Raw genomic sequence first — 24,141 nt, 5'->3', positions numbered from 1 at the left:
GCCAAATGTATAAAATCGGTGCTTAGAAGTTAAACAAAACAGACAAGCCAGTAGTTATAAACAAGGTTGCATTATCCTCATTGACATATCTGCTGATTTTTCCCCAAGCATCAACGGACACGAAGTCGTTGAAGTCGTAAATCGCGCCAACATAAGGCGCAAGGTAAAGATCCCCACCGCCATGGGAATACTCGTAACCGCCATCGGTGAATTCACCCAGGGAGAAGTTGAAAGACGTCCCATAGTACGGAGTGAATTGCGGTGTAACCGCAAAACGGAGACATGCGGAACCATATACATCTATAGGAACGCCATCATAATCACGCCAAATCGCATAGGAAGTTCCGAGTTGAGAGCCAAAATTGATCAACTGGTTGACTCGCCTTGAAAATTGCAACCCTAAGTTGAAACCCCATGCGCCATCATCTATATCCCTAACAGGAATAGATACATCGACAAAAGCATTCATAACGGGAATAAATTGGTAACGAGTCAAAAAATTCAAATTTCCAAATTCATTACCAAAATATCTTTCACCGTCTACGTACGTAAGCAGCCAATACGGGATACTGAGAGCAAGTTCCAAATCCTGGATTACGGTATATCGGGCACCGGCATACAAATCGAGGTAACGATAATCTACGTCATTGTATTCGTAGGTATGATAGGTCGCTCCCAACCCCGCCTGGCCCTTGTGGTTTTCAAGGACCGGGAACAAGTCCCAAGTGGCAAAAGACGAAACCGTCGCAAGCGCGCATGCAAGAATAATTCTTTTGAACATACTCATGTATTTTTCCAACCGTTATGTATATGACATTTACCAATTATGGCGACATAACATACAATATGTATAACAAAATAACCAGCTATTTTTTTGATATTATTTCCGGCATTCAAGTCTTCAATTCTCCGAAAATGCCGTTTTATCGTAAAAATCAGCAAAAAGCACCTCTGTACAAGGGGAATAATCTATTTTTTGCTTGATTATTCTTGATTCGGAAAAAACAATGAACGCGTTATTCCAAAAGGTCCTGCCCGCTATTGCATTTTTATCCGTATCCTTTTTTGCGGGTTGCGACGATCATTCCTATGACCGTTCCAATGTCAAAAAGCACGACGGCAGCAGAATCTTTTCGCCCCACGACACCACGGGCAACATCGCGGCCCTGTCCGGAAAATTTTCGCTAAATCCGACACTTGTCCCCCAAAAAATCGAAATCACCGCCGTCGACGAGGACCTGGAAGAACTAGAAACCTTCAAGGCGAAAATCCGCAAGGACGATTCCCTGGGCTATGTATTTTCCTCGGATTCGAACTATTACCCCATCACCTACGCCAAGCTGACCTTTACCTGCACGCGCGGCGATTCCAAGAACGAAATGACCTTCGAGGAATACGTCGATTTCGCGGAGACCCCTTCGCCAACCCTAAACCTGCTCGGCGCCCTCGAAAGCAACCGCGTCAAGGACCTTGTACAGAACGACGGGTTCTACCTGGGAAACGCCAAGAAAAAGGCCGCAAGGGAGATTTACAAGCTGTTTGGCCTGGAGTGGCAAGAGGCGGTCGATTTCGCATCCGACAGCATCAAGTTCGACGCCCTGCGCCTGATGCCCTACCTGTTAGCTAAATACGACGGCCCCGACTCCGTTTTCATGCATAACTTCGAGGCGATGTCTTCCGCTCTTGCGAAAAACAAGTTCGGCGGCGACTTTTACGACACCCTCTGGATTGCAGACGTCCTGTTGCAACACTACAGCTCCAAGGTAAAAGAGAGCGACAGCGCAAGCTTTGCCTATTTCTCCACTATATGGGATAATGTCTACGGACTACCGGCATGCGACAGCCTCGGGGCTTTAACCCGGATCAACAACGACGAAAGCGCCCTGAACGGGAAATCCCTGGTCTGCGACTTCCGAACGGCACGCAACGATTCCGTTTATTTCTGGAGATTCCTGGATTCCCTGGACCTAAAGTTCAAACCCTGCCATTACGGCAACGGCGAGCTCATCCTGCATAACGATACAGTATATACGTGCTCTCCCGAAATGCTTGCCTGGATTCCAGCCGACACAAAAACCGCCGTTGAATTTATATACGGGGAATGCAGGCAGGAACTGTCCAAAAAGACGCGTTCCTACCACGGAAACATCCTCTTATGTACCGGAAACTGGAATACATACAGGTGGACAGACACCATTTCCGAATACGATCTCGAACAAGCCGATTTCGAAATGCAGTTCTCCGAGAAAATAGGGGAATGCACCGAAGAACGCGAAAATGAAAAAGTCAAATTTAACGCAACGTATTACCAATGCCGAAACTCTAAATGGGAAGGCATCTCTTACCTAGGCAATACAACAGGTGATTCCTGCGAGAATGGCGACAAGCTATGGCTTCCTTCCGCAATTTACTTCTATTGCGAGAACAACCGTTGGAAATCAATTAACGGCGACGACTATTATGAGCTTTCCTGCAGCGAAGAAAATGCAAACGAGATTGTGAAATTTTACGAAGCATATTTCTGGTGCAATTATTCGGAGCCGCTGTACGAAGAGGATCCCGAAAAGCCAACCTGGACTTGGAAGGAAATACCCGCCCAAAAGAAGACAACCGCCCGTCCGGATGCCTGCACCAGGGCACACTTTGTCCGACACGACGAAAAAGAGTATATCTGCAACGACGAGCAATGGGAACACTGGAAAAGCGAAACCGGTGATCGTCTGACGTGGATTGAAAACGCATGCGAGGAATATGTTTTTTCCCGATTCTCCGTTTACGACAGCGATTCCACCCTTTGCTTTGTATATGAGTGGCAGTCATTATGAAAAAAGAAATTTCACTCATCGCTAGCATTTTTTTCTCGCTGGGCTTCTCGATGTTGCTCGGTTGCAGCATCGATACCTGGCATGTCACCGATTCCGGCTACACCTGGACCTATCAAGGATTGATTGACGACACGACGGCGGTCGCCAAGGTGGAACACTGGGAACGCGGCACCATCGAATGCCATCACTTCATGGGCTGGGACGACGATTTTACAAGTACAATATCAACAGACTATTACACCATAAGCCTAAAACAGAACAAAATCGGGAAAAAGGCGGCGGCCCTGAAGGACTTGATACCCAGAAAAGACAGCACATTTGCCGGACTTCCTACATGGACCGAAAGCTGCCTTGCCAAGGACACGATTGACAAAAAATTCTACTGCGTGAATTCTTCGAAGCTGGAGACGTTCAGTTCGGCATGCACGCTGATTCTCGTCGACGGGGACAAGAAAGATCTGGACTCCCTGGAATTCGAGCACTGCGATTTCGACCTGCACAAGGATATTTCCTTTGCCGCCCATTACCTAAAAATCTCCGGTGACTTTTACGCCATCAAAAACGGGAAACTCGAATCGCAAAGGCCGACATACAAGATAACAGACAAAAACAGCCCCCTTATTATCGTCAACTCGCAAGGAGATTCCATTTTCTACGAGGGGAAACCATGACGAGATTACTGTTCTTATCCGCTGTTCTTTGGATAATCTGGGGCTGCAGCAACGAAAGCATTGAAGTGGAGTCTCCCACAGGGGACCAGGCCGAAGAGCTTTTCGATCCTGCAGATATCGAATACGATTCTATCGTCGATGTCCGGGACAGCCAGGTCTACAAAATCACGAAGATCGATGGAAAGTGGTGGATGGCGGAAAACCTGAATTACGCCGCGGATTCCAGTTTCTGCTACAACGACGAACCGGACTCTTGCGCAATCTACGGCAGGCTCTATCCCTGGACGGTCGCCATGGATATCGACTCCATGTATAACGAATACAACGCGACCTTTGACGAGCAAATCAAGCCCACGCACCAAGGCCTTTGTCCCAAGGGCTGGCATATCCCCACCGAAAAGGAATGGACAGAAATGCTCGACTATGCCGACTCGCACAACGGGGACGAAGGCATCGGTGCAAGCATGAGAACTAGTTATGGATGGACACCAGATACCATTAGTGAATGGATTGGTCAAAAATATTTTCATCGACCTGCAGCATATACGAACCGATTCGGTTTTTCCTGTTTACCTAGCGGTTATCGGAAAGAATATGATGGAACGTACTATTACATAGGCGCGCACGCCTATTATTGGAGCTCCACAGAATACGCTGAATATCGGAACGAAAGCATTTACGCCAAATACATCAACAACAACGGCCTGATGAATGTGAACGGGATGTATATCCTCAATGACGGCAACAAATATTCCGCTCTTTCCGTCCGGTGCAAGAAAAACTGATTATTATTCCTTACCTATTCCACCCCGAATGCCCTTCGCCGTAATAAATGGAGGCATCTTCGGGCCCAAAATCATCCGATTCCGAATCACGTGGCGATAGCCACCCGCGCATTTTCTTGATGCGAGCACGACGTTCAGCAGCAGCTTTGTCGGCGGCACATTCTGCGGCCTTGGCGGCAGGTTGTTCTCCTGCGGAGAGAACTTGTTTTTCGTTTGGCAAATCGGTCATGCATCTACCTCCTGTAAGAAGGTTCAATCCCCTATGCTGTTTAAAAATAATTTTTTTTGTTTAAAAAGAGTGACGGAATTGCAATAAATTCGTCATTTTTCTAAATCCCATTGTCTCACAAAAAGGGATTTCCTAATTTGCCCCTCACAGAAAAATCGTCTGTGATAAAATAGGAACAAAGGAAACCGAAAATGAAAAAGATTATTTTAATTCTCACCTTTTTGACTTGCGCAAGTTTCGCACAAACCGGAATTTTTGCATCCGCCGGTAGAACATACCACGGGTTGGTCGGTGTAGAACAAACATTCATGAACGAACACGTGTCCGCGAACCTTCACTGGCTCGGCTACGATTCCGACTACGACTTCATGGGTGGTCTTGGTGTTGCCTACCGATTCAACGGATTGACCGGCCCGTACGTATTCCACGCATCCGAATTCCTCACCGGCAGGACGAATGACCACATTTACCATGAAGACCTGCACGGCGTAAAAGAGGAACGGTTCTATTACTGGCGTTTGGTGTTCGGTTTCGGTTTGCAGCACATGTTCACAAAGAACTTGGGCGTCTTCATGGAAACAGGCTTTGAATTCTATGCAGGTGACGGCGGCTACTACACACACCTCGACATGGACGATGGCGGACTCAGTAAAGACGAAATCTGTTTGCCCATGTCCATCGGCATGACCGTACAGTTCTAGCAACTTTTTTCATAAAACATCCAAACCTAATCCAAGGCGGGTCGCTATGCGACCCGTTTTTTTGCATTGTTTACACATGTGTCCATTTATATGGGGAAATTCCCCACATTTCCATTTAATCAATGTCTATATTGATATCATTGCGAAATGATTTTCCATGTGAGGGTTTGCAATGGGTAATTCCATTATGAAATTTGCTATTCTCGGCTGTGGCCATATCGCCACGAAAATGGCCAAGGCCGTCAAGGCGCTCGAAAAGCGCGGAATGGGTGTGGAATGTTATGCAGTCGCGTCCCGCTCACTTGACAAAGCACAAAAGTTCGCCAGCGAATACGGATTCGAGCGCGCCTACGGCAGCTACGAAGAACTCGCGCAAGACCCAGATGTGGATTTGATTTACATTGCGACCCCGCACTCCGAGCATTACAACAACATTTTACTTTGTCTAGAATACAACAAGAACCTGCTCGTAGAGAAAGCCTTTACCGCAAATGCCTTGCTCGCCTCGGAAGTCATTGCACTCGCCGAAGAAAAAGGCGTGTTCATGAGCGAAGCGATGTGGACCCGCTTTTTGCCCGCAGTGCAGATGGTGAAGGACTGGATTTTTGCCGGGAAAATCGGCAAGGTCGAAAGCGTCGAAGCGGATTTCTCGATGCCGCTTTCGCATATCGAAAGATTGAAAAATCCCGCGCTTGCAGGTGGCGCACTTTTGGATTTGGGAATTTACAGCCTCACGTTCGCGGACATCTTCTTGACAGATCCGGAAATTTGCAAGGTCGGCCGCGATGCCACCGGTGGGAACTGCGTCGCAAATCATATTGTGCAGACAAAGACGAAGTGCGTCAAGTTCCATACGGGCGTCGATGCCACGGACTGGATTGATTTAGTCTATGCCAACGGCCAAGTCGCACACCTCAAAACCTCGATGGTGGCCCCGCTCCATAACGAAGGCGTAATTTACGGAACCGAAGGCTTTATCCGCGTGCAGAACCTCAACGACATGGTGGAAATCCAGTTGTTCGATGTCACCGGAACGCTACTGGAATCCGTGAAGCCACCCCGCATCGAGAACTGCTACGAATACGAAGTGCTTGGCTGCAAAGCCGCCCTTGAGATGGGCCTCAAAGAATGCCCCGAAATGCCGCACACCAAGACCATGCAGATAATGACGCAGATGGACTCGCTCCGCGCACAATGGAGCGTAAGTTTCCCATTCGAGCTCAACCCAGGCGAAGTGTGGGACCGCAGCGGCGACAAGTCCTTCCTTGAAATTTATGACATCGAGACCGGCGAATCAAAACTGCTCAAGGAATTCGATAAGGTTATCGAGGCGCCCAACTGGAGCACCGACGGCAAGTTCCTCACGTACAACAGCGAAGGACGCATCTACAAATTCGAAATTGCCACAGGCACAATTACCGAAGTGCCGAGCCACTTCGTGGACAACTGCAATAACGACCACGTACTTTCCCCCGATGGCACCGGACTCTACGTGAGTCACCACACCAAAGAAGACGGCCTTTCACGCATCTACAAGATTTTCTTCGACGGCCGCATGCCGGAACTCGTGACACCGCTAGCCCCGAGCTACCTGCACGGCATCACTCCCGACGGCAAGACGCTCGCCTACTGCGCCGAACGGGGCGGCGAATACGACATTTACACAATTCCTGCCGCTGGCGGCAACGAGACGCAACTCACGACTGCATTCGGGCTGAACGACGGCCCCGAATACGACAGCGACGGAGAGTACATCTGGTTCAACTCGGTACGCACAGGCCGCATGCAAGCCTGGCGCATGAAGGCCGACGGTTCCGAACAGACGCAGATGACATTCGATGCACATTGGAACACCTGGTTCCCGCACATCTCCCCCGACCGCAAAAAAGTCGTGATGCTCGCCTACCACGAGCGCGACGTGCGCCCCGGCGAACACGTACCCAACAAGAACGTGGAAATCCGCCTCATGACCGGCAACGACAAAAACGGTTGGAGCGAACCCCGCACCATCCTAAAGCTCTTCGGCGGCCAAGGAACCATCAATGTGAACTCCTGGGCCCCCGACAGCAAGCACTTTGCCTACGTAAGGTATGAGAAGGGGTAATGCCTAATTGCAGTTAAATCCCTGCAGTTCCAACCCGGCACGCATTTCGCCGTAAGTGGAAGTGCGCTTCATGTCCATCGCCTTCATGAATCGGCAGTTGTTGTCGATGTGCATCCGGAACCCGGTCATCGTCGGGGTCACCTCCCCCTTGCCGCTTGCACGCACATGTTCAATCATCTGCTCGCGCTGGCTTTCCTTCTCGGGCGGCACGAACACGTCCGTCACAATGTCGACGTTCTCGATTTCGGTGGCACCGAACACGAACGAAATCGTCACGAGATTCTTGAGGCCGTTGAACTGGCCATTCGTCTTGCAGACGAGATTCCTCGGAGAATTTTTCGATTTCTTGGCAGACTTGGCCGCAGTCTTTTTCGAAGGCGTGTATTGCATTGCGGCAAACAGTTCCTCTTCTTTCACGACACCGACAAGCTGGTTTACGACCTTCCCGTCTTTAAAGAGGAAAAATGTCGGGAAAGCTTGGATGGGGAGCGACGCCTTGATATTGTCAATACCCGGCTCGTCGATGCCGACCGTCGCAATCTTGATGTCGGGATAGTTCTTCGCGATACCGATGAGCGTGGGAATCATGATGAGGCACGGCGGGCAGCTCGTGGAAGTGATATCCAGGATGACCGGCTTCTTGGATTTCAGAACCTCATTCTCGAAGTTGCTGTCGTTGACCTTGACAATCTTGATGTCTTCGGCTGCCGACGCCAATATGGCCGCGAAGGCGACTACTATAAAAATAATCCGTTTCATACTGAAGAATATAGGAAAAAACTATTGCTATTTCTGCCCAAAGGAATATAAGAGGGAGTTTTCGCAAAATTCCCCGAAAACCCGATTATTTTAGCCCCTTCAGGAATTCTTCCACGTTCAGGTACTCCACCTCACCCATGCGGCAAGACTCTCCACGATAGATGACATACTTGCCCGTAATCGTGCCGTAGCGGAATTCCGTGTCGCGGCACTTCTTTTTGTCGAGCAGGTGACGGCACTGCGCAGGAATCACCTTGTCGCTGTGCTTAATTTCGTAGATTTCGCAACAAGCGTTTTCGGAATCGAACACCACCATGTCGAATTCGCCCACGGGGAACTGGAGCGTGAAAACCTGTTTATCTGGCCGGGCCATCTTGGTTTCAAGCAGCACGATTTCTTCCATCATGCGGCCACGGATTTCGTCCAAAATGCGCGCCACAACACGGTTACGCTCGCCGATGGAAATCTTCTTGAACGCCTCGTCCATCAACAGGCTACGAATCAGCGCTTCGGATTGCGCATAACGTAGGCCGGGCTGCGCCAAGACTGTACGGCTGCCGGAATTGTTGAGCGAAGCCATGTTCACCACGTCGACAGCGCAAACCATGTCGAGCATCTGCAGGTATTCGCGAATCTCCACGCGGTGCGCGTCCTCGATCTTTACCGAACATTCGTCACGATCCCTGATTTCGAGCAGGCGCTTCATCTTCTGCGCAATTGCCGCCGCATTCACCTTGTCTAAAACATCCGTCGGGTTCACCCTGTCACGACGCAAATTCGATGCCGAGATTTTCAAATCGTTCGATGCAAAATCGCGCGTCAAGACCTCAAGAGTAAAACGATGGTTTATGTCTTCGACAATCCGGTTAATGGCGTTCGTCAGCTCGCCACGCTCGTAAAGTTGCTGGAGCGACCGGAAATGGCCACCGTATTGGTAGCACTTGAGGGAATGCTGGATATTGCGGGCGATGGCAGAATCCACATAGTCGTCGGCCCCCTTCTTCGTGGCGAAGGTAAACTTGTCCTTGTTGTAGTGAGCACCGCCCATGCTCATGGTGCCGCCGTAGCGAATGAACTCGTCAATCCCCGCGATACCCAGCACACGTTCGAATTCGCGGTACGGGATAAAGGTGGTGTGCAACAGAATGCAGCGGTCGTAAAGTTGCTCGTCTTCGGAAAAAACGAACCCCAAAGAATCCGTGCCCGACAGAATCACCTTCATGCCGCCTACCGCGAACACGTCCGAAAAAAGCGCCGCCCCCTCGATAAAATCGCCAAGTTGCGTCACCTCGTCCACGAACACGCACTTGAACCCCTGCGATTCCAGCAACTTGAGGTCGTGATTGACATCAGCAAGCGTATGCCGCGCATTCACCTGGACAAACGCCGTCCTGGCGCGGAACGCCGCGTCCATCTCGCCAATCAGCTGTCGCACGAGCGTCGTCTTACCCGTACGACGCAGGCCGTACAGCACAAGCACCCGGTCGTTATTTTCGCCATAAACATAGTCATGCAAAGTCGAAAAACATTCCCGCTTCTTGAATCCCTTCACAGGAGCAGCGAAGTTCTCAAGCAGAGCGCCCGTCTTCACGTCGGTCTTGAAAGCCGCAAGAGGCTGCGCCGAATAAGTCGCCCGAACATCGGACAGCGACAAGGATCGCGAAAGCGCCACCTGGCTTTTGGCCGATTCAATCTGCGCCGCAAGCAATTCCAGCTCGTCATCCTTGACGCGCCGGCTCCGCTGCTTGCCGTTTTCGCACCACTGGTAATACGCGTAGCGCTTGCCGTTGATGGTCTTGTATGTTATCCCGCCGATGCTCATAACGCCCCTTTTAACTTAATTTAACTTATTAAGTTAAAAAAGTCAAGAGGGAGGGGCATACGCTTAAAAATCCTCTATAGCCCAAGTGCTTTGGCTCTATCTCGGATAGATTCTTTGTACTTCTCTTTGCCTTGTTCGCTCAAGAATGACTTGTCCAGCATTTTTTCCATTGCGGGCACGGCATCGATAGCCTGCTTTATAAAACGATCCGCTCTTTTCTCGACGACTCCAATTCTCTTGGCAAATTCCATAAAATCAGGAGTGCCGTAAAAACCGTTTGCCTCGTAAAAAGGAGTCTTGAAATCGTCTTCATCCTTGAATAAGTCGAGTGCTGTACGCGATTGCTCATAGGGAATGTGAAGCGAAGTATTCAGCAAATCGTATGCGGGAGTCAAATCATAGACATCGGGATTTTCGACGGAATTGCGGAGAGAAAAATTCTTTGCATGTGCATCGCCGTTACACGCGATATAATTGAAAAGAACTGTTCTGAAAAATACTTCGACGGCGATGTCGGCGGCACTCACGTTCTCGCGAATCAGTGCGGCAATTCCTTCGTATGAAATACCTTTGTATTTGTAGTCGCTGCCGTTTATTTCGGGAACAAGTCCTGCAATTTGCGCAAAGTCACTTTGACTCAAACGCTCTCCTGCATGCACGCCAGTTTCAATGACGTCAAAGCGTTTGGTGATGTAGACGGAGTCGCCATTTTTGAAGTAAAGAAGAGCAGATAACGCCGTAGGAATCTTGAAAATTAAACGTGCCATGAGCATAGTCACATGTTCGTTGGCAGGAGCGTCTTGATAGTTCTCGTAGTACGGCAACAAGGTCGGTTTTAGAATGTGTGTTCCACCGCGATCTGTGTTGACCAATTTCTTGTTTTCTATTCGGACTGAAAACTTTGTCTGTGCCCCGGAAATAGAAATTCTCTTGACTGTTCCATCCTTTGCGAATGCGAGTTGCGGAACGTCAAAATCCAAAGTCGCGCTAAATCTAGAAACGTCAAACAAAGCCTTCGAACAGGCTCGACAGAAATCTTGTTCCGTTTCTTTTAAGCAGCAATGGCAGAGACCCATCAGTGGCTCCTTTCGCGTACGGTGACAGCGCCGATTGTTTCGTGATTGGCGAGATTCAAGAGCATTGCAAATTTGTCTGTGCGCTTAATGCCGAGACGCTCACAATAAAAAGTCTTGTTCGCGCCCTCTGGGAGTAACCCTTGAAAATACGGAAACAAATAAGGCAAGCGGAACAAACGCTTCTTTTTCGGCATATCCAATGCGATGGACGGATTTCGGGAAGCCACATAATCAGAGTCGTAAAAAAATGCGTAGCCCCTGCTGTTTTGCAAAAGATACCCAGCAAGAATGTCGTTATAATAAACGCATGCGCTGCGGACTTTGTCGTTATTCATGCGTAACCCTTTCGCTTAAGGTAACCACAAAACCTAAAGGCTTAATCATCTTGCTCAAAACGTTGATGGACGGGTTCGCTTTCCCGAGTTCGACGGAGTTGATTGTTCTGGGCGAAACACCGGAAATCTCGGCCAGATCCTCTTGGGATAATCCTAGCTTTTTTCGTCTTTCCGAAATCTGTTTTCCGAGATTTTCCATACTGTAGCCCCAATAGAATTCTGCGATCTTTGTTATTGAAATCGGCAATATATTGCTGTTTTCACATTAAAATATATAATATCGCTCGACTTGTCAATAGAAATCTGCAAGATGTTGCAGATTTAGGCACTTTTTGTGATCCCCTCTGATCTTTATTTTTTCTTTGTGGGATTTTTGAAAACATGACCGCATTGTAAGCACATTAAATCGTCTTTACTGGCATCTTGATTGACATAATCCTCTGAAAGTGAATAAATTTCGCTGTCTTTCAGTGTATTCGCTTTGGGAAATTTCGTTTTTTTCTCAATTTTTATTTGACTAGCTATTATGCCTTCGCATTTGGGGCAAACGCAATCTGCTATTAAGGCGTTTTCGTTTCCGACAACCATTAAAATCTTTTTTGATAAATTTATTCTTTCCGCTTCACGATTTGACAAAATTGTATCTTTCAATTCTTTCGCGTGTTCCTCGAAACCATTTTGATTCATGAACCTGTGTATTGCATTGTAATCTTCGTTACGGTTTTGAAAATTCTTGTATTCTTCGCGCAAACTCAGAATTTTATTCACTTCGTCTTTGGTGAATAATTGCAGTGGCTCGTTGTCTTCTAGATAGTGCCCTAGGGTTTCTCCATAATGCCAACGCGAAAATTCTAGCATTTCTATAGAGGGTGAATTGCATTTGGGACAATATGAAGATTTTTTTACGCCAATCCCTGCTTTTAACCATTTATGATTGCATGCTTCACAATGCTGGATGATTTTAATGGGTGGACCGTAAAGGATTCGTATTGTATTCTCAAAAGGTTTAAATTCTCCATTGCCCTTTTTGGTGCCACATTGATCGCAATATCGGGCCCCCTTCAACAGGGGTGCTTGGCAGTTTCCACAACGTCCACGATATTCTTTTGGCTTTCTATTTATCTTGACCATAATAATCCTCCAGCATTTTGAAAACGCAGTAATTGGGTTCGTTGTTTTGGAAGTCCCAGGTATGAGTTGAATCTCCCATGCAAAATTCCCGTTCGCTACATTGTTTGCATTGCGAATTTAACTCCGCTTTATCTTGACGGAAAATTTCAAACTTTTTTTTCCAAACATCTACGAAAGATTCTTTATAAATGTTTCCCTGTATTGTTAAATCATTCCTTTCAATGTCTAGGCATGCTCCGATATCGCCATTTGCCATGACGCTTGCGATTTTCGTCCCCGCTCCGCATTGAAAATAAAAGTCGCGAACCATATACTCGTATTGCATTCCAAGATAGTGTGAACAACCTAAATTTATTTCCATGCTGTTTCTTGGTTTGAACCGTATTCGTTTAACGAAATCAAGCAGCATTTTGTATTCGTGAGCGTTGAGAAGCATCGAAGAGTTGTCTTTTGCTCTGCCGATGGGGTCGATGTTCGCAATTTTCCATGATTCGATTTTCTCATCGCAAAGGAATTCGTATAGGATGTCGAGTTCTTTTAAATTGTTTTTGTGGACTACTGTTACAACTTCAGGATATAATCCTGCTTTTTTCGCATTTCGAATGCCTGTCAGCGCTTGTTGGAATGCATTTGGGGAACATCGAAAGTCGTTGTGTGTTTTTTCCAGACCGTCCAAGCTGATAGAAATTGTGTCAAGTCCGGCATTTTTGAACTGTTCTCCAACGGTTTCCGACAATAATGTTCCATTTGTTGTTATACCACAAGAAAAATTTAAATGCTTGGAATAGGCGATGATTTTGAATAGTTCTTTGTTCAAAAGTGGTTCGCCGCCTGTAATGCAAATAAATATCTGCGATGCGTCGAATTCCTTAGCGACTTCGTCCAGGACTTTTTGAGCGGTTTCAAAAGGCAAATAGTTCCGGTTTGTTGACAGACAACCGCTTCCGCAATGCTTGCATTTTAAATTGCAACAATCCGTCACTTCAAGGAATAGATAAGAGAGCTGTGGATTTTTCCACAACTTTCGCTGATATTCTGCCAGTGCGGTCATATTTTTCTGTTTTGTGATATATAAGTCTTTCATCATCCATAAATATATAATCAAGAAATGTCAAATTATGACTTTTTGAAGTTTTGAAAACAATTTCGTATTGATACCCCCTTCTTTTTAACATTTCTCCTCAATCATAACATTTCAAAATATTATAATCGCGGCAAAATGTTATAATTAGCGAATTTAACGTAGAATCGCGAAATTTTGGTTTATAACTTGTTGATCCGTTGAAATCGCGTGTTAGATTTACTCCAAATACCACACGGTTTCGATCGTATCGCCGGCCTCGATATCGTCGGGAGTGTAATCAATAGAGGCATCTTTGTCGCAAAACCCGCCGTCACGTAACGCCAGCCGTTCTTCGTGGTAATTGATGTCGATACTCCGCTTAGAGTAATCTGCGCTGATGATACCGCCGAGCTTATGCCCCAATGTCGCTGCGATGACTTCGGCTTTTTCGCGGGCATCCTTGACGGCGGATTCCAAAATTTGCAGCTTGACATCGTGGGTATCTTTTTTGATGAAGGAGATGTCCACTTCTAGCTCAGGCCACGCTTTGCCGAGTGCGGACATGACTTTAGAAGTGATCACGCTGTCCAGCGGCAATTCAATAGCGAGTTCTTGGCGCAATTTGAAGCCGACAAAAACGCGCCTTTCTTCTTTACGTCTCCACTCTGTTTCTTTAGTTATAGAAAAGTTAGTGGTTTTGAGCGAATCTTTTGGAATATCCAACATTTTGAGCGCTTCTCGCAGGTTTTTGTTCCCGACTGCGGCATCGGCGTACGCCTTTTCGTAAGAGTCATGCAGGGAATCCACCTCGAACGTGAGTCTCGTGGTGTCGGGGGCGGTTTTGACGAATCCCGTGCCCATGACGCGAATGGTTTTCTGTTCCTGATTCATAATGACCTCCATTTGATACTGTATAAAAATACATTCAAACAGATGTCATAAAATGTCAATTTTTACTTCGCAAACAGGCGGCGTTGGCGCAGCGTTGCGGTCGGGTGCTCGCGGTACACGACGGCAAAGAGCTTCGTGTACGGGATTTCGCTTGCGACAAGGTCGCGCATGGCTTCTTTAGCCTTGGCTTTGCCGAGCTGCTTCATCGCATAAGCGTCGGCTTCGTATTCCTGGTTCCAGCAGTACAGATGGAATATCATCCGGAGGGGTATGGCGGCCAAGTGCAGCCACAGCACGGATTCGTAAATGGTGAGGCCGAACCGCGAGAGCATCGCGGCCAAAAACCACACGGCGACAATCAAGAAGATAATCTTGGTGACGCTGCGCAGGATGCCGTGGTGCAGGCTCTTGTGGCCTTCTTCGTGCTTCTCGACAAAGGCCGAGGCGGCAGGCGCCTTGCGTGATTCGGGCAGGGGCACGATGTCGTTTAAAAGCGGCACAAGGCGGAGCACTGCGAACACGCCGCCACGCACTTGAGTCAGCCTGCGTTCGCGCACCTCAAGCACTACGCGCAGCACGACTTCGAGACCGAGCAATATGTAGAGCAATACCTGTTCCACCGGAGAGCTACCCTTCCGGCTTCGCGAGTTTGGCCACGGCGTTCAGGCGGCGGATGGATTCTTCGAAGCGAGTCTTTTCCCATTCCACGAAGGCGGCATCGACCGGGTGTGCGGAATCGTAGTCGTCGAATATCTCGCGGCCACGTGCGCTGTCGCGGTCGAGCCCGTGACCGACGCGGTCGAACCATTCCTTTTCGAGCATGCGGAAGCGCTTGACTACTTCTTCGAATGTTTCGGGCAGCGGCACGATGCGCACAATGTCTTTGTTCACGTCGCCTGCAACCAGGCGGCGGAGTTCACGCGGTGCCTGTGTAGCAAGCGAGCTATCGTTTTCGACGAGGGATATCAGCATGTCGAGCGCATAGCGTTCCAGGTATTCCGCATAGGCGCGCAGTGCATCCTGGCGCACGCTCTCGCGCATGAAGTTTTCACCGAGTCCGTCGATTTCCCGGCGGGTGTAGAGGTCACGCACGGCGACCCCCTGCAAACGGTTGTATGCATCGAAAACGCAGCGGGCGGTCTCGGCGCTGAACATGTTGTAGAACGACGGCGCGACAGCGCCCTTGCCCCGTTGGGCATACTTGTAGGCGTTCCTATCCATGGCGTACGCGTTCTTCGCGTAGTTCCAGCCGGGGATAATTTCGTTCAAGCGCGCGGGCACGCCCATCAACTGCGGGTCACCGGAACGGATGAGCGAGAAGGGGAACTTGAGCCGCTGCGGCAATGTCGTCACGCCGCTTGCGACCAACGTAAACGGCGACTCGCGGTAGTTGGCGGGGAACTTGATGTTCACGCCAAGCCCAAAGAACATTCCCTGCCCAGGCATAATTTCTTGGTCGGGCATGCGGCCAGTGTGGTTACTACCGACGTTCGCACCGTAGCCTAGGTTTCCGCAGCCTTCCGGCCACAGCGCCGCAATCAAAAGCGAATGGTGGTGCATCTGCGTCATGGGCCCCACATAGGAGCAGTTCACCTCGGCCTCTTCGATATGGCAGCACGGCGCCACGATAGAAGACTTCACAATGGCCTTGCTCCCCACCTTGCAGCGTTCCATGAGCACCGACCTCTGTACCTCGGCTCCTGTATGCACACTCACGCCCATCTGCAAGTTGGAATTTTCAAGGATCACGGAATCGTAAACGTGCGTGGAATGTTCCAGCGAACTCATGATGATGGAGTTCCTGATTTTTGCAGCACCCTCGACACGGGCATGTTCGCCTATCCAGCTGTTGCGCACGATGTTCGTATTGCTCACGACTGCGCCCTTGCCTACAATAGAATAAGGCATGTCGCATTCGTCCCGGTGTGCCATGAGCTGTTCCTTGAATGCAGCCTCCGTCGCAGCATCGGCCTTGTGGAAAAGTTGCACATCCACCAAGTCTGTGGTAATCTCCGGAATGACATACACCATGCGGCCGCCCATCTCGTTACCCACGGTGATGCCAGTACCCATCATGTAATTGATCTTGCCGGTGCCCACGAACGACCCAACGTTCTGGACCACGGCGCCGCGCCGTACAATCGCGTTGCTGAGCATGGCGACCCTATACACGAGCGCATTCTCGATAATGCAGTTATGCACGAGGCTGTCGTATATGCCGGTCTGGAACGAGACGTCGCCGGGCAAAAGGAGCGTGCCGAAAAAGGCGGGCAAATAAACATCGCCCATGAACACGGAGCGGTAGATGCGTTCCGGAACAAAAGCCGGCTCCACCATGATCTTCGACCAGTCGTCGCAGCTGTTGCCGTTTTTCTCGAGAACCTCTATTTCGGCGGGCGAAAGCGGACGGTACTTACCCGTAGACACCTTCAGGGACTTGAATCCCTCCACTGCCGATGCCAAAACGCTGTTCTTAAGCACTTTTTTTAACTTGATCAATCTCTGCATGACCAAAAAATAGACTAAATTCCAATCGATGATGAAGGAACAGCTCTTCAATTTGATTGGAAAACACCGGTTCAATATTTCCATATACACGAAGGAATTATTTGAACGGCGCTGCCAAGAGGAAATTATACGCAGCGACGAGGACAAGACCTCGTTCGTGTACCTTGAGTTTAACTTTGAACAGATTGCCCAGAAGCTCGGCAACGACGAGGACAACAGCAAATTCTGGGAAATCTTCCTGGAAGCGTTGGCCAAAAACAACAGAGGCTGCGACATCATCGGGTTCATCGAGAACGAGGCCGGATTGGGCATGCTGCTTCTTGACTCGAAGATAGAAGGCTGGACGCGCGTCAAGGGCCGTATCGAGCAGACTGCGAACATCAACGACTTCCCGCACGTATCAAGCATCCTCTCTACCCTCGTGACTCCTATCGTCTATCCCGCCTGCATCCAGGACATGCAACAAAAGGCATCAACGGCACTGGCATGAAAGTTCTTGTCATCGGCTCCGTCTATCCCCGATTCCACGAAGACGCCGAGGTCCCCTGGCTCCGGACGTCTATCGCGCACCTCAAAAAAGCGGGCGTCGAGATCCAGGTACTCGCCCCTTCTTACAAAGGGCTCAAGAGCCACGAAATCGACGGCACGCGCGTGAATCGTTTCCGTTACGCGCCCGCCAACTGGGAAATCCTCACGCACGAAGAAGGCGCCCCCTCCAAAATGGCGAGCAAGCCCTGGCTACAGCTCCTCGCTATCCCCTATATTATCAACGGCTTCTTCAAGTGCCTCAAGATATGCCGCCAGTGGAAGCCCGACATCATCCACGCACACTGGCCGTTCCCGCATGCCTACATCGCGCTCGGCGCAGCAAAGCTCCTCCGCATCCCGCTGGTGCTGAATTTCCACGGGGCCGAACTTTTGCTCATCCGCAAAAAGAAATGGGTCAAACCGCTCCTCAAGTTCGCCATCGGGCAAGCGCAGGCTGTATTCGCGAACTCGAGCTTCACCGCCGGCAAGATCAAGGCCATCCGGAACGTAGACGTAGAATGGAGCCCGTACGGAACTACATTAGACGAGAGACGAGAGACCGATTTAGACGAGAGACGAGAGACGAGAGACGAGAGAGATGGCTTGGGGCTTGTTCCGCATGCGGTGAATGGGAAGTTCAAGATCCTGTTCGTTGGGCGGCACATTGAACGCAAGGGCATCTGCTACCTCATCGACTCCGCGAAATTCCTGCCTGCCGACAAGTTCGAAATCCGCATCGTCGGCGTGGGCGACCTCACCGAGAAACTCAAACAGCAAGCCGCAAAGTACCCGCACGTCATCTTCACCGGCAAGCTCTCGCCCGAAGACCTCGCCAACGAATACCGCACTGCAAACGTATTCGTGCTACCCGCCATCGTCGACCACAAGGGCGACACCGAAGGTCTGGGCGTCGTGCTCATCGAAGCGATGGAACTTGGCCTCCCGATTGTCGCGAGTAACGTGGGCGGTATCCCGGATGTCGTCGTAGACGGCGAGTCGGGAATCCTTGTCCCCGAAAAAGACCCCGAAGCCTTGGCAAACGCCTTCAAGCGCATCGCCAGCGACCGCTCGCTCCTCGAGAACCTGCTCGCAGGCGCCCGCAAGCGCATCGCCGATTGCTTCACATGGGACGGCATCATCCAGCGGCAGGTGGAAACCTACACAAGACTTGTCAACAAACGCAAAACACGCTGAACATACCCAGAAGCGAAAACAAGAAGGGAAACCTATGAACACTCATTCTAGACTTTCATTTTTTGCAATTACAGCGTTCACGGCATTCACGATTGCCTTTACCGCTTGTTCCGGCGAAGATGGTAAAGACGGTATCGCAGGCAAAGACGCCGAAGAGGTCGATGTCGATTCTCTTGCCACAGCAATCCGCGAAGATGTCACGGGAACTCTCTGGGACAGCCTCTATGCGGAACCCTACGTGGATACCGTTTACAAGATTCTCTTCGATAACACTTACTCCGAGAAGTGGATGGACTCCATTCGCGAAGCGTTACTCGATAGCCTCAAAGAGGCCGACTACGACACGCTCTACAAGCAACTTTACGACAGCATCTACAACGACATCTACACGCAGAATGTCATCCGGACGCTGGACGCTTCTGTATGGTCGAGCAAAGACGACATCTACGGAGCTTTTGCAAACCAGTATCCGCTCATGTACAAGGACTTCAAGGACAAAAACAAACAAAAGGCTCCGATGCCTGTTTCCATAACCGTCCGCAACACTTGCGAGAGCAAGAGCAAAGTTCCTTGCCGCTGGAAAAAGATTGCCCTCAAAGTATGGATAGAAGGTGTCACGGATACGAGCACGACAACGGAATTCGTAAATCCCGATACATCCATAATCATCGGGTCATCGCTGAAATTCGATATGGACTATCTGCTCGACCTCTCGGCACCGAAGCAGGAACAATACCAAATCCGCGCCTATGCCCTTGAAAACGACCGAGAGATTCTCTTCTACTCGACATCCAAACCCACGACAATCCACCCTGTACAGGTCAATGGCGCAGAGCTCGCCGGCGTCGTAAACAGGAACTGGTGGGTCGGTGTCTGGATTACGCCGAACATGGATTCCATCTCCACCATCTTGGCCGAAGTCAGCAAAAAGCTCCCCAGTGAAAGCCTCAAAGCTTACCAGAAATACAGCGACGACTCTACAGACACAGAAAGTGCCGCACGTGTAGCCAAAGCGGTATTTGAAGTTCTGCAGAAGCGCAATATCAAGTACGTCGAAAACGACGGTATCGGGAGCAACGGGCAGAAAATCAACTACCCTATAGAAATCCTGAGATCAAAGCAGGCTGTGTGTAACGAATTTTCCTTCTTGTTCGCATCGGTCCTCGAAGCCATTGGTTTCGAAGTCGCCATAATTACCATCCCGAACCACATGTTCGTTGGATGGACTGTCAAAAAGGGTTCAAGTACCGTCGACCTGATCGAAACGACATTCCTCAGTAACAAGGATGCCACCTTCGAAGATGCAAACGACAAAGGGCACGAAGAATTCAATGAAGAAGTGACGCAAGAAGCTTTGGAATCTGGAGATGCAGAAATAATCATGCTGCCCAGTATCCGCGAATTTGGCATCATGCCCAACGACATTCCGTAAAAACGGTATCTTATAAGAACGGCCCCTTGAAGGGGCCATTTTTTATACCTCAATCGTCACGCGACTGATTTTGTTGTCGTCCTTTTTCACACGGACGATTTTTTCAATCTTGCGCTCGAGTTCGTTCACGTGGCTGATGATGCCCACCAAGCGGTTGTCGCCCGCAAGTGTCTGCAACGTGTTGATAGCAAGCCGTAAACTCTCGTCGTCGAGCGAGCCGAAACCCTCGTCCACGAACATCGTGTCGAGCTGGATGCCGCCCGCCGAACTCTGCACCTCGTCGGCAAGCCCGAGCGCCAGCGACAACGACGCCAAGAAACTTTCGCCACCGCTGAGCGTCTTTACCTCACGCTGCCTACCGCTCGCATGGTCGAGTACGTTCAAGTCGAGCCCGCTCTGGCTCCTGTTATTGGAAGCGTCCATACGGCGCACCAGTTCGTACTGCCCGTTCGAAAGAATACGGAAGCGCGTATTCGCACGGCTCACGATGCGGTCAAAGTACGAAGCCTGCACGTAAGTCTCGAGCATCACCTTGCTCGTGCCCGAAAGCATGCCGTTCGCCGTATCCGAAAGGTTGCGCATCCAGCCGCGCTTGCGGAGGAGTTCTCCCAGGGAATCCACCGTCTTGCGGATTTGCGAAAGCGCATTGCTGTTCTGCGATTGCCGTGCCGTAACGCTGTTCAGCCGCTGTACAAGCACATCGCGGACAGCGGCGGCCTCGTCGCGCTTTGCCTGCAATGCAGCCAAGTCGTATTCCGGAGCGCCCTCCAGCTGCGATGCCAGCGTGCCCTTGCTTGCATTCAACTCGTTTACCTGCTTTTCGCATTCGGTAAATGCGTTTGTCGCGTCTTCAAGTTCGCGCTTGGAGCTATCGAGCTGCCGTTGCGTTTCAGCAATCTGCTTTTCAGTATCGGCCTTGCTTGCAAACGAGAGCTTCTTCGTAAGTTCTTCCACTGCAATCTTGCCCGATTCCACATCGGCCTTGAGGCCAGAAATCTGTTTTTCGAACTCTGTCGCAGTGGCCTGCAAACCATCCAATTCGCGGCGCTTTTCCGGAATGTTCTTCTCAAGGAATATCTTGCGTTTTTCGCGTTCTTCTTCCTTGGATACAGCTAAAGTCAGCGATGCCATCTTGTCGCGGTTTTCTGCATATTCCGTATTGCCGCGCTCGCGGGCATTTTCCAAACTGCACTCGCCAAAAAGTTCATGCACCAGCGTATCGACGCTAGCCTGCTTTTCGTCGTAGGCACCCTTCGCTTGCGCAGCCTCTGCACTCTTGGTGCTGCGTACCGATTCCGCCTTGGAAGCCAATTCCTTGAACTGCTCCAATTCGGCCTGACTCGGCGCCTCCACCGATTTACAAGCCTTGTGCGGATGATCCGTAGAACCACAAACCGGGCAAGGTTCGTTTTCTACCAAGGTCTCGGCAATGATTCCCGCCTGTTCGTTCAAGAAGGCCCGATTCATCGCCTCGTATTCCGCATTCTTCTTTTGGTAATCCGCGTCGGCTGTAATGTAGGCCTGTTTCGCCTTTTCAAACGCATCGCGTATTGCGGTCAATTCCTTGACGCTCTTGCCTACCTTCAGCAAATCATCTTGCCTTGTCTTAAGCTTATCCAGCTGCGCAATCAGTTCCTGCTTCTTGGAACCCGCATCGCTGAGCGACGCCAATTCCTCTTCGAGCGTCGCAATCGTCGTCTTGAGCGCTTCTACGGCCTTGCGATTTTTTTCCAAATCCGCAGCAATGTTCTTGGCATCTTTTTCCTTCTTCGCAATATCGGCCCGGCGCAATTCCAGTTGGTCGTATTCCGGTAAAGAATTCCTGAGCGTCGTGATGCGTTCTTGCAAACTGTCGCGTTCCGGCTGCTTGGCTTCGGCCGCAACTTTCGCCTCTTTCAATGGAGCCAAGGTCGGCAAAATTTTTTCAAAATCTTCCGTAGCCTTCTTGAGAGCGCCGCGAGTCTTTTCGATATTCTGCGCCTGTCCCAATTCCTTGTCCATCGCGGCAAGGCGGCCTTCAAATCCGGAAAGTTCCGCCTTCATTTTTACTTGCGATTCTTCATCTTCTGCAATTACAGATTCCGCAGTGCTGCAAACGCCCTGCCAGTCGGCGACCTGCCTTGCTGCGGCCAAGTTCTTCGCCTGTTCCAGATTCTGCGCTTGCGCCGATTCCTCACCGCACTGCAACTGCGCCACCATCGTGCATGCCGCACTTTCGCTATCGCCACATTGCCTTTCTATTTCCGAGGCGCGCCTCTTGAGTTCTTCTTGCAATGCGCCAAATTTGTCCGTCTTGAAAATCTTGCGGAAAATCTTTTTGCGCTCATCCGTTGTCGAAAGCAGGAGCTTCATGAAATCGCCCTGCGCAATCATCGCGATTTGCGTAAACTGATCGCGGTCGATGCCGATAACTGCCTGCACTGCCGCCGCAACGTCTTTTTCCTTGCTTACCGGGCGGCTTGTGGGGCCCTGCTTGCCGCTCGCTTCGGGATAGTAGAACGTGACCGAGGCCGCTTCCTTCGTGAGTCCTTCGCCGCGCGCCTTGGGGCGCATGTATTCAGGATTGCGCACCACGCGGTATTCCTTGCCCACGTATTCAAACGTCAAATCCACTTCGGTCTTTGTCTCGGGAGTCGCATTCGTGCAGCGGAACAACTTCGCATCGTCGCGGTTGTCGCCACTCGCGCGCCCGAACAGCGCATACGTAATCGCATCGAAAATCGTCGTCTTGCCGGCGCCCGTATCGCCCGAAATCAGGTAGAGTCCGCTCTTGCCGAGCTTATCCAAATCAATGATGGTGCGCTCCGCGTACGGCCCGAATGCAGAAATAATCAGCCTGGTCGGTCTCATCTTTCACCCTCCCAGATTCCGTCAACAATACTTTGTACAAACTCACACTCTTCGGAATTCATTTCGCGGCGCGTCATCTCGCTGAAAAATTCCCCGAACAATTGCATCGGCGATTTTTTCTCGACGGCTTCCACGCCCACCGCAATCTGCTGGTTGCGCGTGCGCTCGTTGTCGTAATCGAGCATCATCAAGTTCGGGTAAATCCCGCGCAGTTTCTGGGCTGCGTCGGGCACGTCATTTTCGTCGGTGAGCTTTACGTACACAAAATCGTCAAGCTTATTGCCTGCCGCCACTTGCGCTGTACGGCATTCCGGCGAGACAACTTCTGCAAACGTCCCGCGAATTTCGCGCACATCATGCAACGGTTTCAGCGGAACCTCGCGCACCTGCAAGGCCGCGCGCATTCCCGCAAACAAGTCACCGGTAGCGTTGCCCGCATTTCCGCCCAGTTCCACAACAGTCACGGATTTTGCATGTGTCGCTTCTGAAAGCGAGTACTTGAGCGGCGTGCCGCTGTAACGGACGCGCACAGTGCCATCACCATCTTTCGCCACGTTCTGTGACTTGTGTATATGCCCGAGCGCCACGTAGTCAAACTTTTCGAACACCGAAGCGTCCACGTTGTCGAGGCCGCCCACATTTTCCTCAGATTCGCTGCGTTCCGCACCCGTCACAAACTGGTGCGCCACGAGCACATTCCTGCGGCCTTCCGTAAATTTCATTTGCGCAATCGCCATGCGCATAGCAGAAGTATAGTCCGTTACTGCGGCGCATTCCTCGTCGCTTTCGAGATGAGCGCGAACATCGGCGGGGCGCACGAACGGGAGCATCCACAAATCCACCTCGCCCATTTCATCTTTGAGTGTCACCGGCGCAAATTCGCCGTTGTACACGGGTGACATGTACACGCCCATACCTTGCATCAGGCGCCCGCCAAACGCGATGCGTTCCGCGGAATCGTGGTTCCCGCTCAGCACGAACACCTTGGTGCCCGTCGCAGCAAGCTTCACCAAAAAATCGTCGAGCACGGCCACAGCCTCGGCGCTCGGCACCGACTTGTCGTAAACATCACCCGCAATAAGCACGGCATCCGGGCTTTCTTTGCGGGCAATATCCAACACCTCGCCCAAAATATGCACCTGCTCGTCGAGCATATTATGCTCGCACACGCGCTTGCCTATATGCAAATCAGCCAGATGCAGGAACTTCATTCAATAACCTCGTCTTTCACGGTTAA

22 protein-coding genes and 1 pseudogene are annotated in these 24,141 nt (G+C 50.4%); 9 read left to right on the top strand and 14 right to left on the bottom strand.

The window, feature by feature from the left end; genetic code table 11:
• Nucleotides 1–22 precede the first annotated feature (22 nt).
• Complete coding sequence (locus Q0Y46_RS05355) at nt 23–781, bottom strand: hypothetical protein (protein WP_297945663.1); 759 nt, start codon at nt 779–781, stop codon at nt 23–25.
• 226 nt (nt 782–1,007) lie between these two features.
• Between Q0Y46_RS05355 and Q0Y46_RS05350 the strand changes: the two genes are divergently transcribed.
• From Q0Y46_RS05350 to Q0Y46_RS05340, 3 genes are read left to right on the top strand one after another with little or no spacing between them, the layout of a single operon-like run.
• Nucleotides 1,008–2,825, top strand: a complete 1,818-nt coding sequence (locus Q0Y46_RS05350; RefSeq protein ID WP_297945661.1) for a hypothetical protein — start codon at nt 1,008–1,010, stop codon at nt 2,823–2,825.
• A complete protein-coding gene (locus tag Q0Y46_RS05345) occupies nt 2,822–3,496 on the top strand; it encodes a hypothetical protein (RefSeq protein WP_297945659.1) in 675 nt (224 codons plus the stop codon). The genes Q0Y46_RS05350 and Q0Y46_RS05345 overlap by 4 nt, the downstream gene beginning before the upstream one ends.
• On the top strand, nt 3,493–4,281 hold the full coding sequence (locus Q0Y46_RS05340) for an FISUMP domain-containing protein (protein ID WP_297945657.1): 789 nt from the start codon (nt 3,493–3,495) through the stop codon (nt 4,279–4,281). Before Q0Y46_RS05345 ends, Q0Y46_RS05340 begins: the two co-directional genes overlap by 4 nt.
• Nucleotides 4,282–4,291: 10 nt before the next feature.
• Here the strand turns inward: Q0Y46_RS05340 and Q0Y46_RS05335 are convergent, their stop codons facing one another.
• Entirely contained in the window at nt 4,292–4,510 is a 219-nt protein-coding gene (locus tag Q0Y46_RS05335) for a hypothetical protein (protein ID WP_297945655.1), read from the bottom strand.
• 191 nt (nt 4,511–4,701) lie between these two features.
• Here Q0Y46_RS05335 and Q0Y46_RS05330 point away from each other — a divergent pair, with 191 nt between their 5' ends.
• The 3 genes and pseudogenes from Q0Y46_RS05330 to Q0Y46_RS14880 all read left to right on the top strand — a co-directional run bounded on the left by Q0Y46_RS05330 (nt 4,702) and on the right by Q0Y46_RS14880 (nt 7,315).
• Nucleotides 4,702–5,211, top strand: coding sequence for a hypothetical protein (locus Q0Y46_RS05330; protein ID WP_295682519.1), 510 nt, complete (start codon nt 4,702–4,704; stop codon nt 5,209–5,211).
• 172 nt (nt 5,212–5,383) lie between these two features.
• A pseudogene (locus Q0Y46_RS14885) lies at nt 5,384–5,749 on the top strand (Gfo/Idh/MocA family oxidoreductase); the annotation flags it as partial.
• Between the two features lie 696 nt (nt 5,750–6,445).
• Nucleotides 6,446–7,315, top strand: a complete 870-nt coding sequence (locus Q0Y46_RS14880; RefSeq protein ID WP_366522483.1) for a transporter — start codon at nt 6,446–6,448, stop codon at nt 7,313–7,315.
• A gap of 3 nt (nt 7,316–7,318) precedes the next feature.
• Here Q0Y46_RS14880 and Q0Y46_RS05320 read toward each other — a convergent pair whose 3' ends face one another.
• From Q0Y46_RS05320 to Q0Y46_RS05275, 10 genes are all read right to left on the bottom strand, one after another.
• A complete protein-coding gene (locus Q0Y46_RS05320) occupies nt 7,319–8,074 on the bottom strand; it encodes a thioredoxin family protein (RefSeq protein WP_295682513.1) in 756 nt (251 codons plus the stop codon).
• An 85-nt stretch (nt 8,075–8,159) separates the two neighbouring features.
• Nucleotides 8,160–9,896 carry an AAA family ATPase gene (locus Q0Y46_RS05315; RefSeq protein ID WP_297945651.1) on the bottom strand — a complete coding sequence of 579 codons (1,737 nt, stop codon included), beginning with the start codon at nt 9,894–9,896 and terminating at the stop codon, nt 8,160–8,162.
• A 74-nt stretch (nt 9,897–9,970) separates the two neighbouring features.
• Complete coding sequence (locus tag Q0Y46_RS05310; RefSeq protein WP_297945649.1) at nt 9,971–10,972, bottom strand: type II toxin-antitoxin system HipA family toxin; 1,002 nt, start codon at nt 10,970–10,972, stop codon at nt 9,971–9,973.
• On the bottom strand, nt 10,972–11,307 hold the full coding sequence (locus tag Q0Y46_RS05305; RefSeq protein WP_297945647.1) for a HipA N-terminal domain-containing protein: 336 nt from the start codon (nt 11,305–11,307) through the stop codon (nt 10,972–10,974). Before Q0Y46_RS05305 ends, Q0Y46_RS05310 begins: the two co-directional genes overlap by 1 nt.
• On the bottom strand, nt 11,300–11,506 hold the full coding sequence (locus Q0Y46_RS05300) for a helix-turn-helix transcriptional regulator (protein WP_290956351.1): 207 nt from the start codon (nt 11,504–11,506) through the stop codon (nt 11,300–11,302). The genes Q0Y46_RS05305 and Q0Y46_RS05300 overlap by 8 nt, the downstream gene beginning before the upstream one ends.
• A gap of 152 nt (nt 11,507–11,658) precedes the next feature.
• Complete coding sequence (locus tag Q0Y46_RS05295) at nt 11,659–12,438, bottom strand: zinc ribbon domain-containing protein (RefSeq protein ID WP_297945645.1); 780 nt, start codon at nt 12,436–12,438, stop codon at nt 11,659–11,661.
• Nucleotides 12,422–13,525 (bottom strand): radical SAM protein, encoded by a 1,104-nt coding sequence (locus tag Q0Y46_RS05290; protein WP_297945644.1) that lies wholly within the window; start codon nt 13,523–13,525, stop codon nt 12,422–12,424. Before Q0Y46_RS05290 ends, Q0Y46_RS05295 begins: the two co-directional genes overlap by 17 nt.
• A gap of 213 nt (nt 13,526–13,738) precedes the next feature.
• Nucleotides 13,739–14,392, bottom strand: a complete 654-nt coding sequence (locus Q0Y46_RS05285) for an SIMPL domain-containing protein (RefSeq protein ID WP_297945642.1) — start codon at nt 14,390–14,392, stop codon at nt 13,739–13,741.
• 62 nt (nt 14,393–14,454) lie between these two features.
• Nucleotides 14,455–15,012, bottom strand: coding sequence for a M48 family metalloprotease (locus tag Q0Y46_RS05280; protein ID WP_297945641.1), 558 nt, complete (start codon nt 15,010–15,012; stop codon nt 14,455–14,457).
• A 7-nt stretch (nt 15,013–15,019) separates the two neighbouring features.
• Nucleotides 15,020–16,900 (bottom strand): DUF4954 family protein, encoded by a 1,881-nt coding sequence (locus tag Q0Y46_RS05275; RefSeq protein WP_297945639.1) that lies wholly within the window; start codon nt 16,898–16,900, stop codon nt 15,020–15,022.
• Nucleotides 16,901–16,928: 28 nt separating this feature from the next.
• On the opposite strand from Q0Y46_RS05275, the gene Q0Y46_RS05270 reads away from it, so the two are divergent.
• Genes Q0Y46_RS05270 through Q0Y46_RS05260 form a run of 3 tightly spaced genes read left to right on the top strand, consistent with a single transcriptional unit; the run spans nt 16,929 to nt 20,054 of the window.
• Nucleotides 16,929–17,390, top strand: coding sequence for a hypothetical protein (locus Q0Y46_RS05270; protein WP_295682491.1), 462 nt, complete (start codon nt 16,929–16,931; stop codon nt 17,388–17,390).
• A complete protein-coding gene (locus tag Q0Y46_RS05265; RefSeq protein ID WP_297945637.1) occupies nt 17,387–18,622 on the top strand; it encodes a glycosyltransferase in 1,236 nt (411 codons plus the stop codon). The genes Q0Y46_RS05270 and Q0Y46_RS05265 overlap by 4 nt, the downstream gene beginning before the upstream one ends.
• 34 nt (nt 18,623–18,656) lie before the next feature.
• Nucleotides 18,657–20,054 carry a hypothetical protein gene (locus Q0Y46_RS05260; RefSeq protein ID WP_297945635.1) on the top strand — a complete coding sequence of 466 codons (1,398 nt, stop codon included), beginning with the start codon at nt 18,657–18,659 and terminating at the stop codon, nt 20,052–20,054.
• Nucleotides 20,055–20,096: 42 nt separating this feature from the next.
• Here Q0Y46_RS05260 and Q0Y46_RS05255 read toward each other — a convergent pair whose 3' ends face one another.
• Together Q0Y46_RS05255 and Q0Y46_RS05250 are read right to left on the bottom strand one after the other, a co-directional pair.
• Entirely contained in the window at nt 20,097–22,904 is a 2,808-nt protein-coding gene (locus Q0Y46_RS05255) for an SMC family ATPase (RefSeq protein ID WP_297945633.1), read from the bottom strand.
• A complete protein-coding gene (locus tag Q0Y46_RS05250) occupies nt 22,901–24,115 on the bottom strand; it encodes an exonuclease SbcCD subunit D (protein ID WP_297945632.1) in 1,215 nt (404 codons plus the stop codon). The genes Q0Y46_RS05255 and Q0Y46_RS05250 overlap by 4 nt, the downstream gene beginning before the upstream one ends.
• Nucleotides 24,116–24,141: the final 26 nt, after the last annotated feature.

Source organism: uncultured Fibrobacter sp., assembly GCF_947305105.1.
In the GTDB taxonomy this organism is placed as follows: Bacteria; Fibrobacterota; Fibrobacteria; order Fibrobacterales; family Fibrobacteraceae; genus Fibrobacter.
Note: the sequence above shows the minus strand (reverse complement) of the source record. Positions and strands in the feature narration are given on the sequence as shown.

Coding starts and splice junctions, on each gene's coding strand:
- Q0Y46_RS05255 (WP_297945633.1), bottom strand. CDS start 22,904: ATGAGACCGACCAGGCTGATTATTTCTGCATTCGGGCCGTACGCGGAG.
- Q0Y46_RS05315 (WP_297945651.1), bottom strand. CDS start 9,896: ATGAGCATCGGCGGGATAACATACAAGACCATCAACGGCAAGCGCTAC.
- Q0Y46_RS05295 (WP_297945645.1), bottom strand. CDS start 12,438: ATGGTCAAGATAAATAGAAAGCCAAAAGAATATCGTGGACGTTGTGGA.
- Q0Y46_RS05260 (WP_297945635.1), top strand. CDS start 18,657: ATGAACACTCATTCTAGACTTTCATTTTTTGCAATTACAGCGTTCACG.
- Q0Y46_RS05335 (WP_297945655.1), bottom strand. CDS start 4,510: ATGACCGATTTGCCAAACGAAAAACAAGTTCTCTCCGCAGGAGAACAA.
- Q0Y46_RS05345 (WP_297945659.1), top strand. CDS start 2,822: ATGAAAAAAGAAATTTCACTCATCGCTAGCATTTTTTTCTCGCTGGGC.
- Q0Y46_RS05300 (WP_290956351.1), bottom strand. CDS start 11,506: ATGGAAAATCTCGGAAAACAGATTTCGGAAAGACGAAAAAAGCTAGGA.
- Q0Y46_RS05320 (WP_295682513.1), bottom strand. CDS start 8,074: ATGAAACGGATTATTTTTATAGTAGTCGCCTTCGCGGCCATATTGGCG.
- Q0Y46_RS05330 (WP_295682519.1), top strand. CDS start 4,702: ATGAAAAAGATTATTTTAATTCTCACCTTTTTGACTTGCGCAAGTTTC.
- Q0Y46_RS05355 (WP_297945663.1), bottom strand. CDS start 781: ATGTTCAAAAGAATTATTCTTGCATGCGCGCTTGCGACGGTTTCGTCT.
- Q0Y46_RS05285 (WP_297945642.1), bottom strand. CDS start 14,392: ATGAATCAGGAACAGAAAACCATTCGCGTCATGGGCACGGGATTCGTC.
- Q0Y46_RS05310 (WP_297945649.1), bottom strand. CDS start 10,972: ATGGGTCTCTGCCATTGCTGCTTAAAAGAAACGGAACAAGATTTCTGT.
- Q0Y46_RS05305 (WP_297945647.1), bottom strand. CDS start 11,307: ATGAATAACGACAAAGTCCGCAGCGCATGCGTTTATTATAACGACATT.
- Q0Y46_RS05290 (WP_297945644.1), bottom strand. CDS start 13,525: ATGATGAAAGACTTATATATCACAAAACAGAAAAATATGACCGCACTG.
- Q0Y46_RS05250 (WP_297945632.1), bottom strand. CDS start 24,115: ATGAAGTTCCTGCATCTGGCTGATTTGCATATAGGCAAGCGCGTGTGC.
- Q0Y46_RS05270 (WP_295682491.1), top strand. CDS start 16,929: ATGATGAAGGAACAGCTCTTCAATTTGATTGGAAAACACCGGTTCAAT.
- Q0Y46_RS05265 (WP_297945637.1), top strand. CDS start 17,387: ATGAAAGTTCTTGTCATCGGCTCCGTCTATCCCCGATTCCACGAAGAC.
- Q0Y46_RS05340 (WP_297945657.1), top strand. CDS start 3,493: ATGACGAGATTACTGTTCTTATCCGCTGTTCTTTGGATAATCTGGGGC.
- Q0Y46_RS05275 (WP_297945639.1), bottom strand. CDS start 16,900: ATGCAGAGATTGATCAAGTTAAAAAAAGTGCTTAAGAACAGCGTTTTG.
- Q0Y46_RS05350 (WP_297945661.1), top strand. CDS start 1,008: ATGAACGCGTTATTCCAAAAGGTCCTGCCCGCTATTGCATTTTTATCC.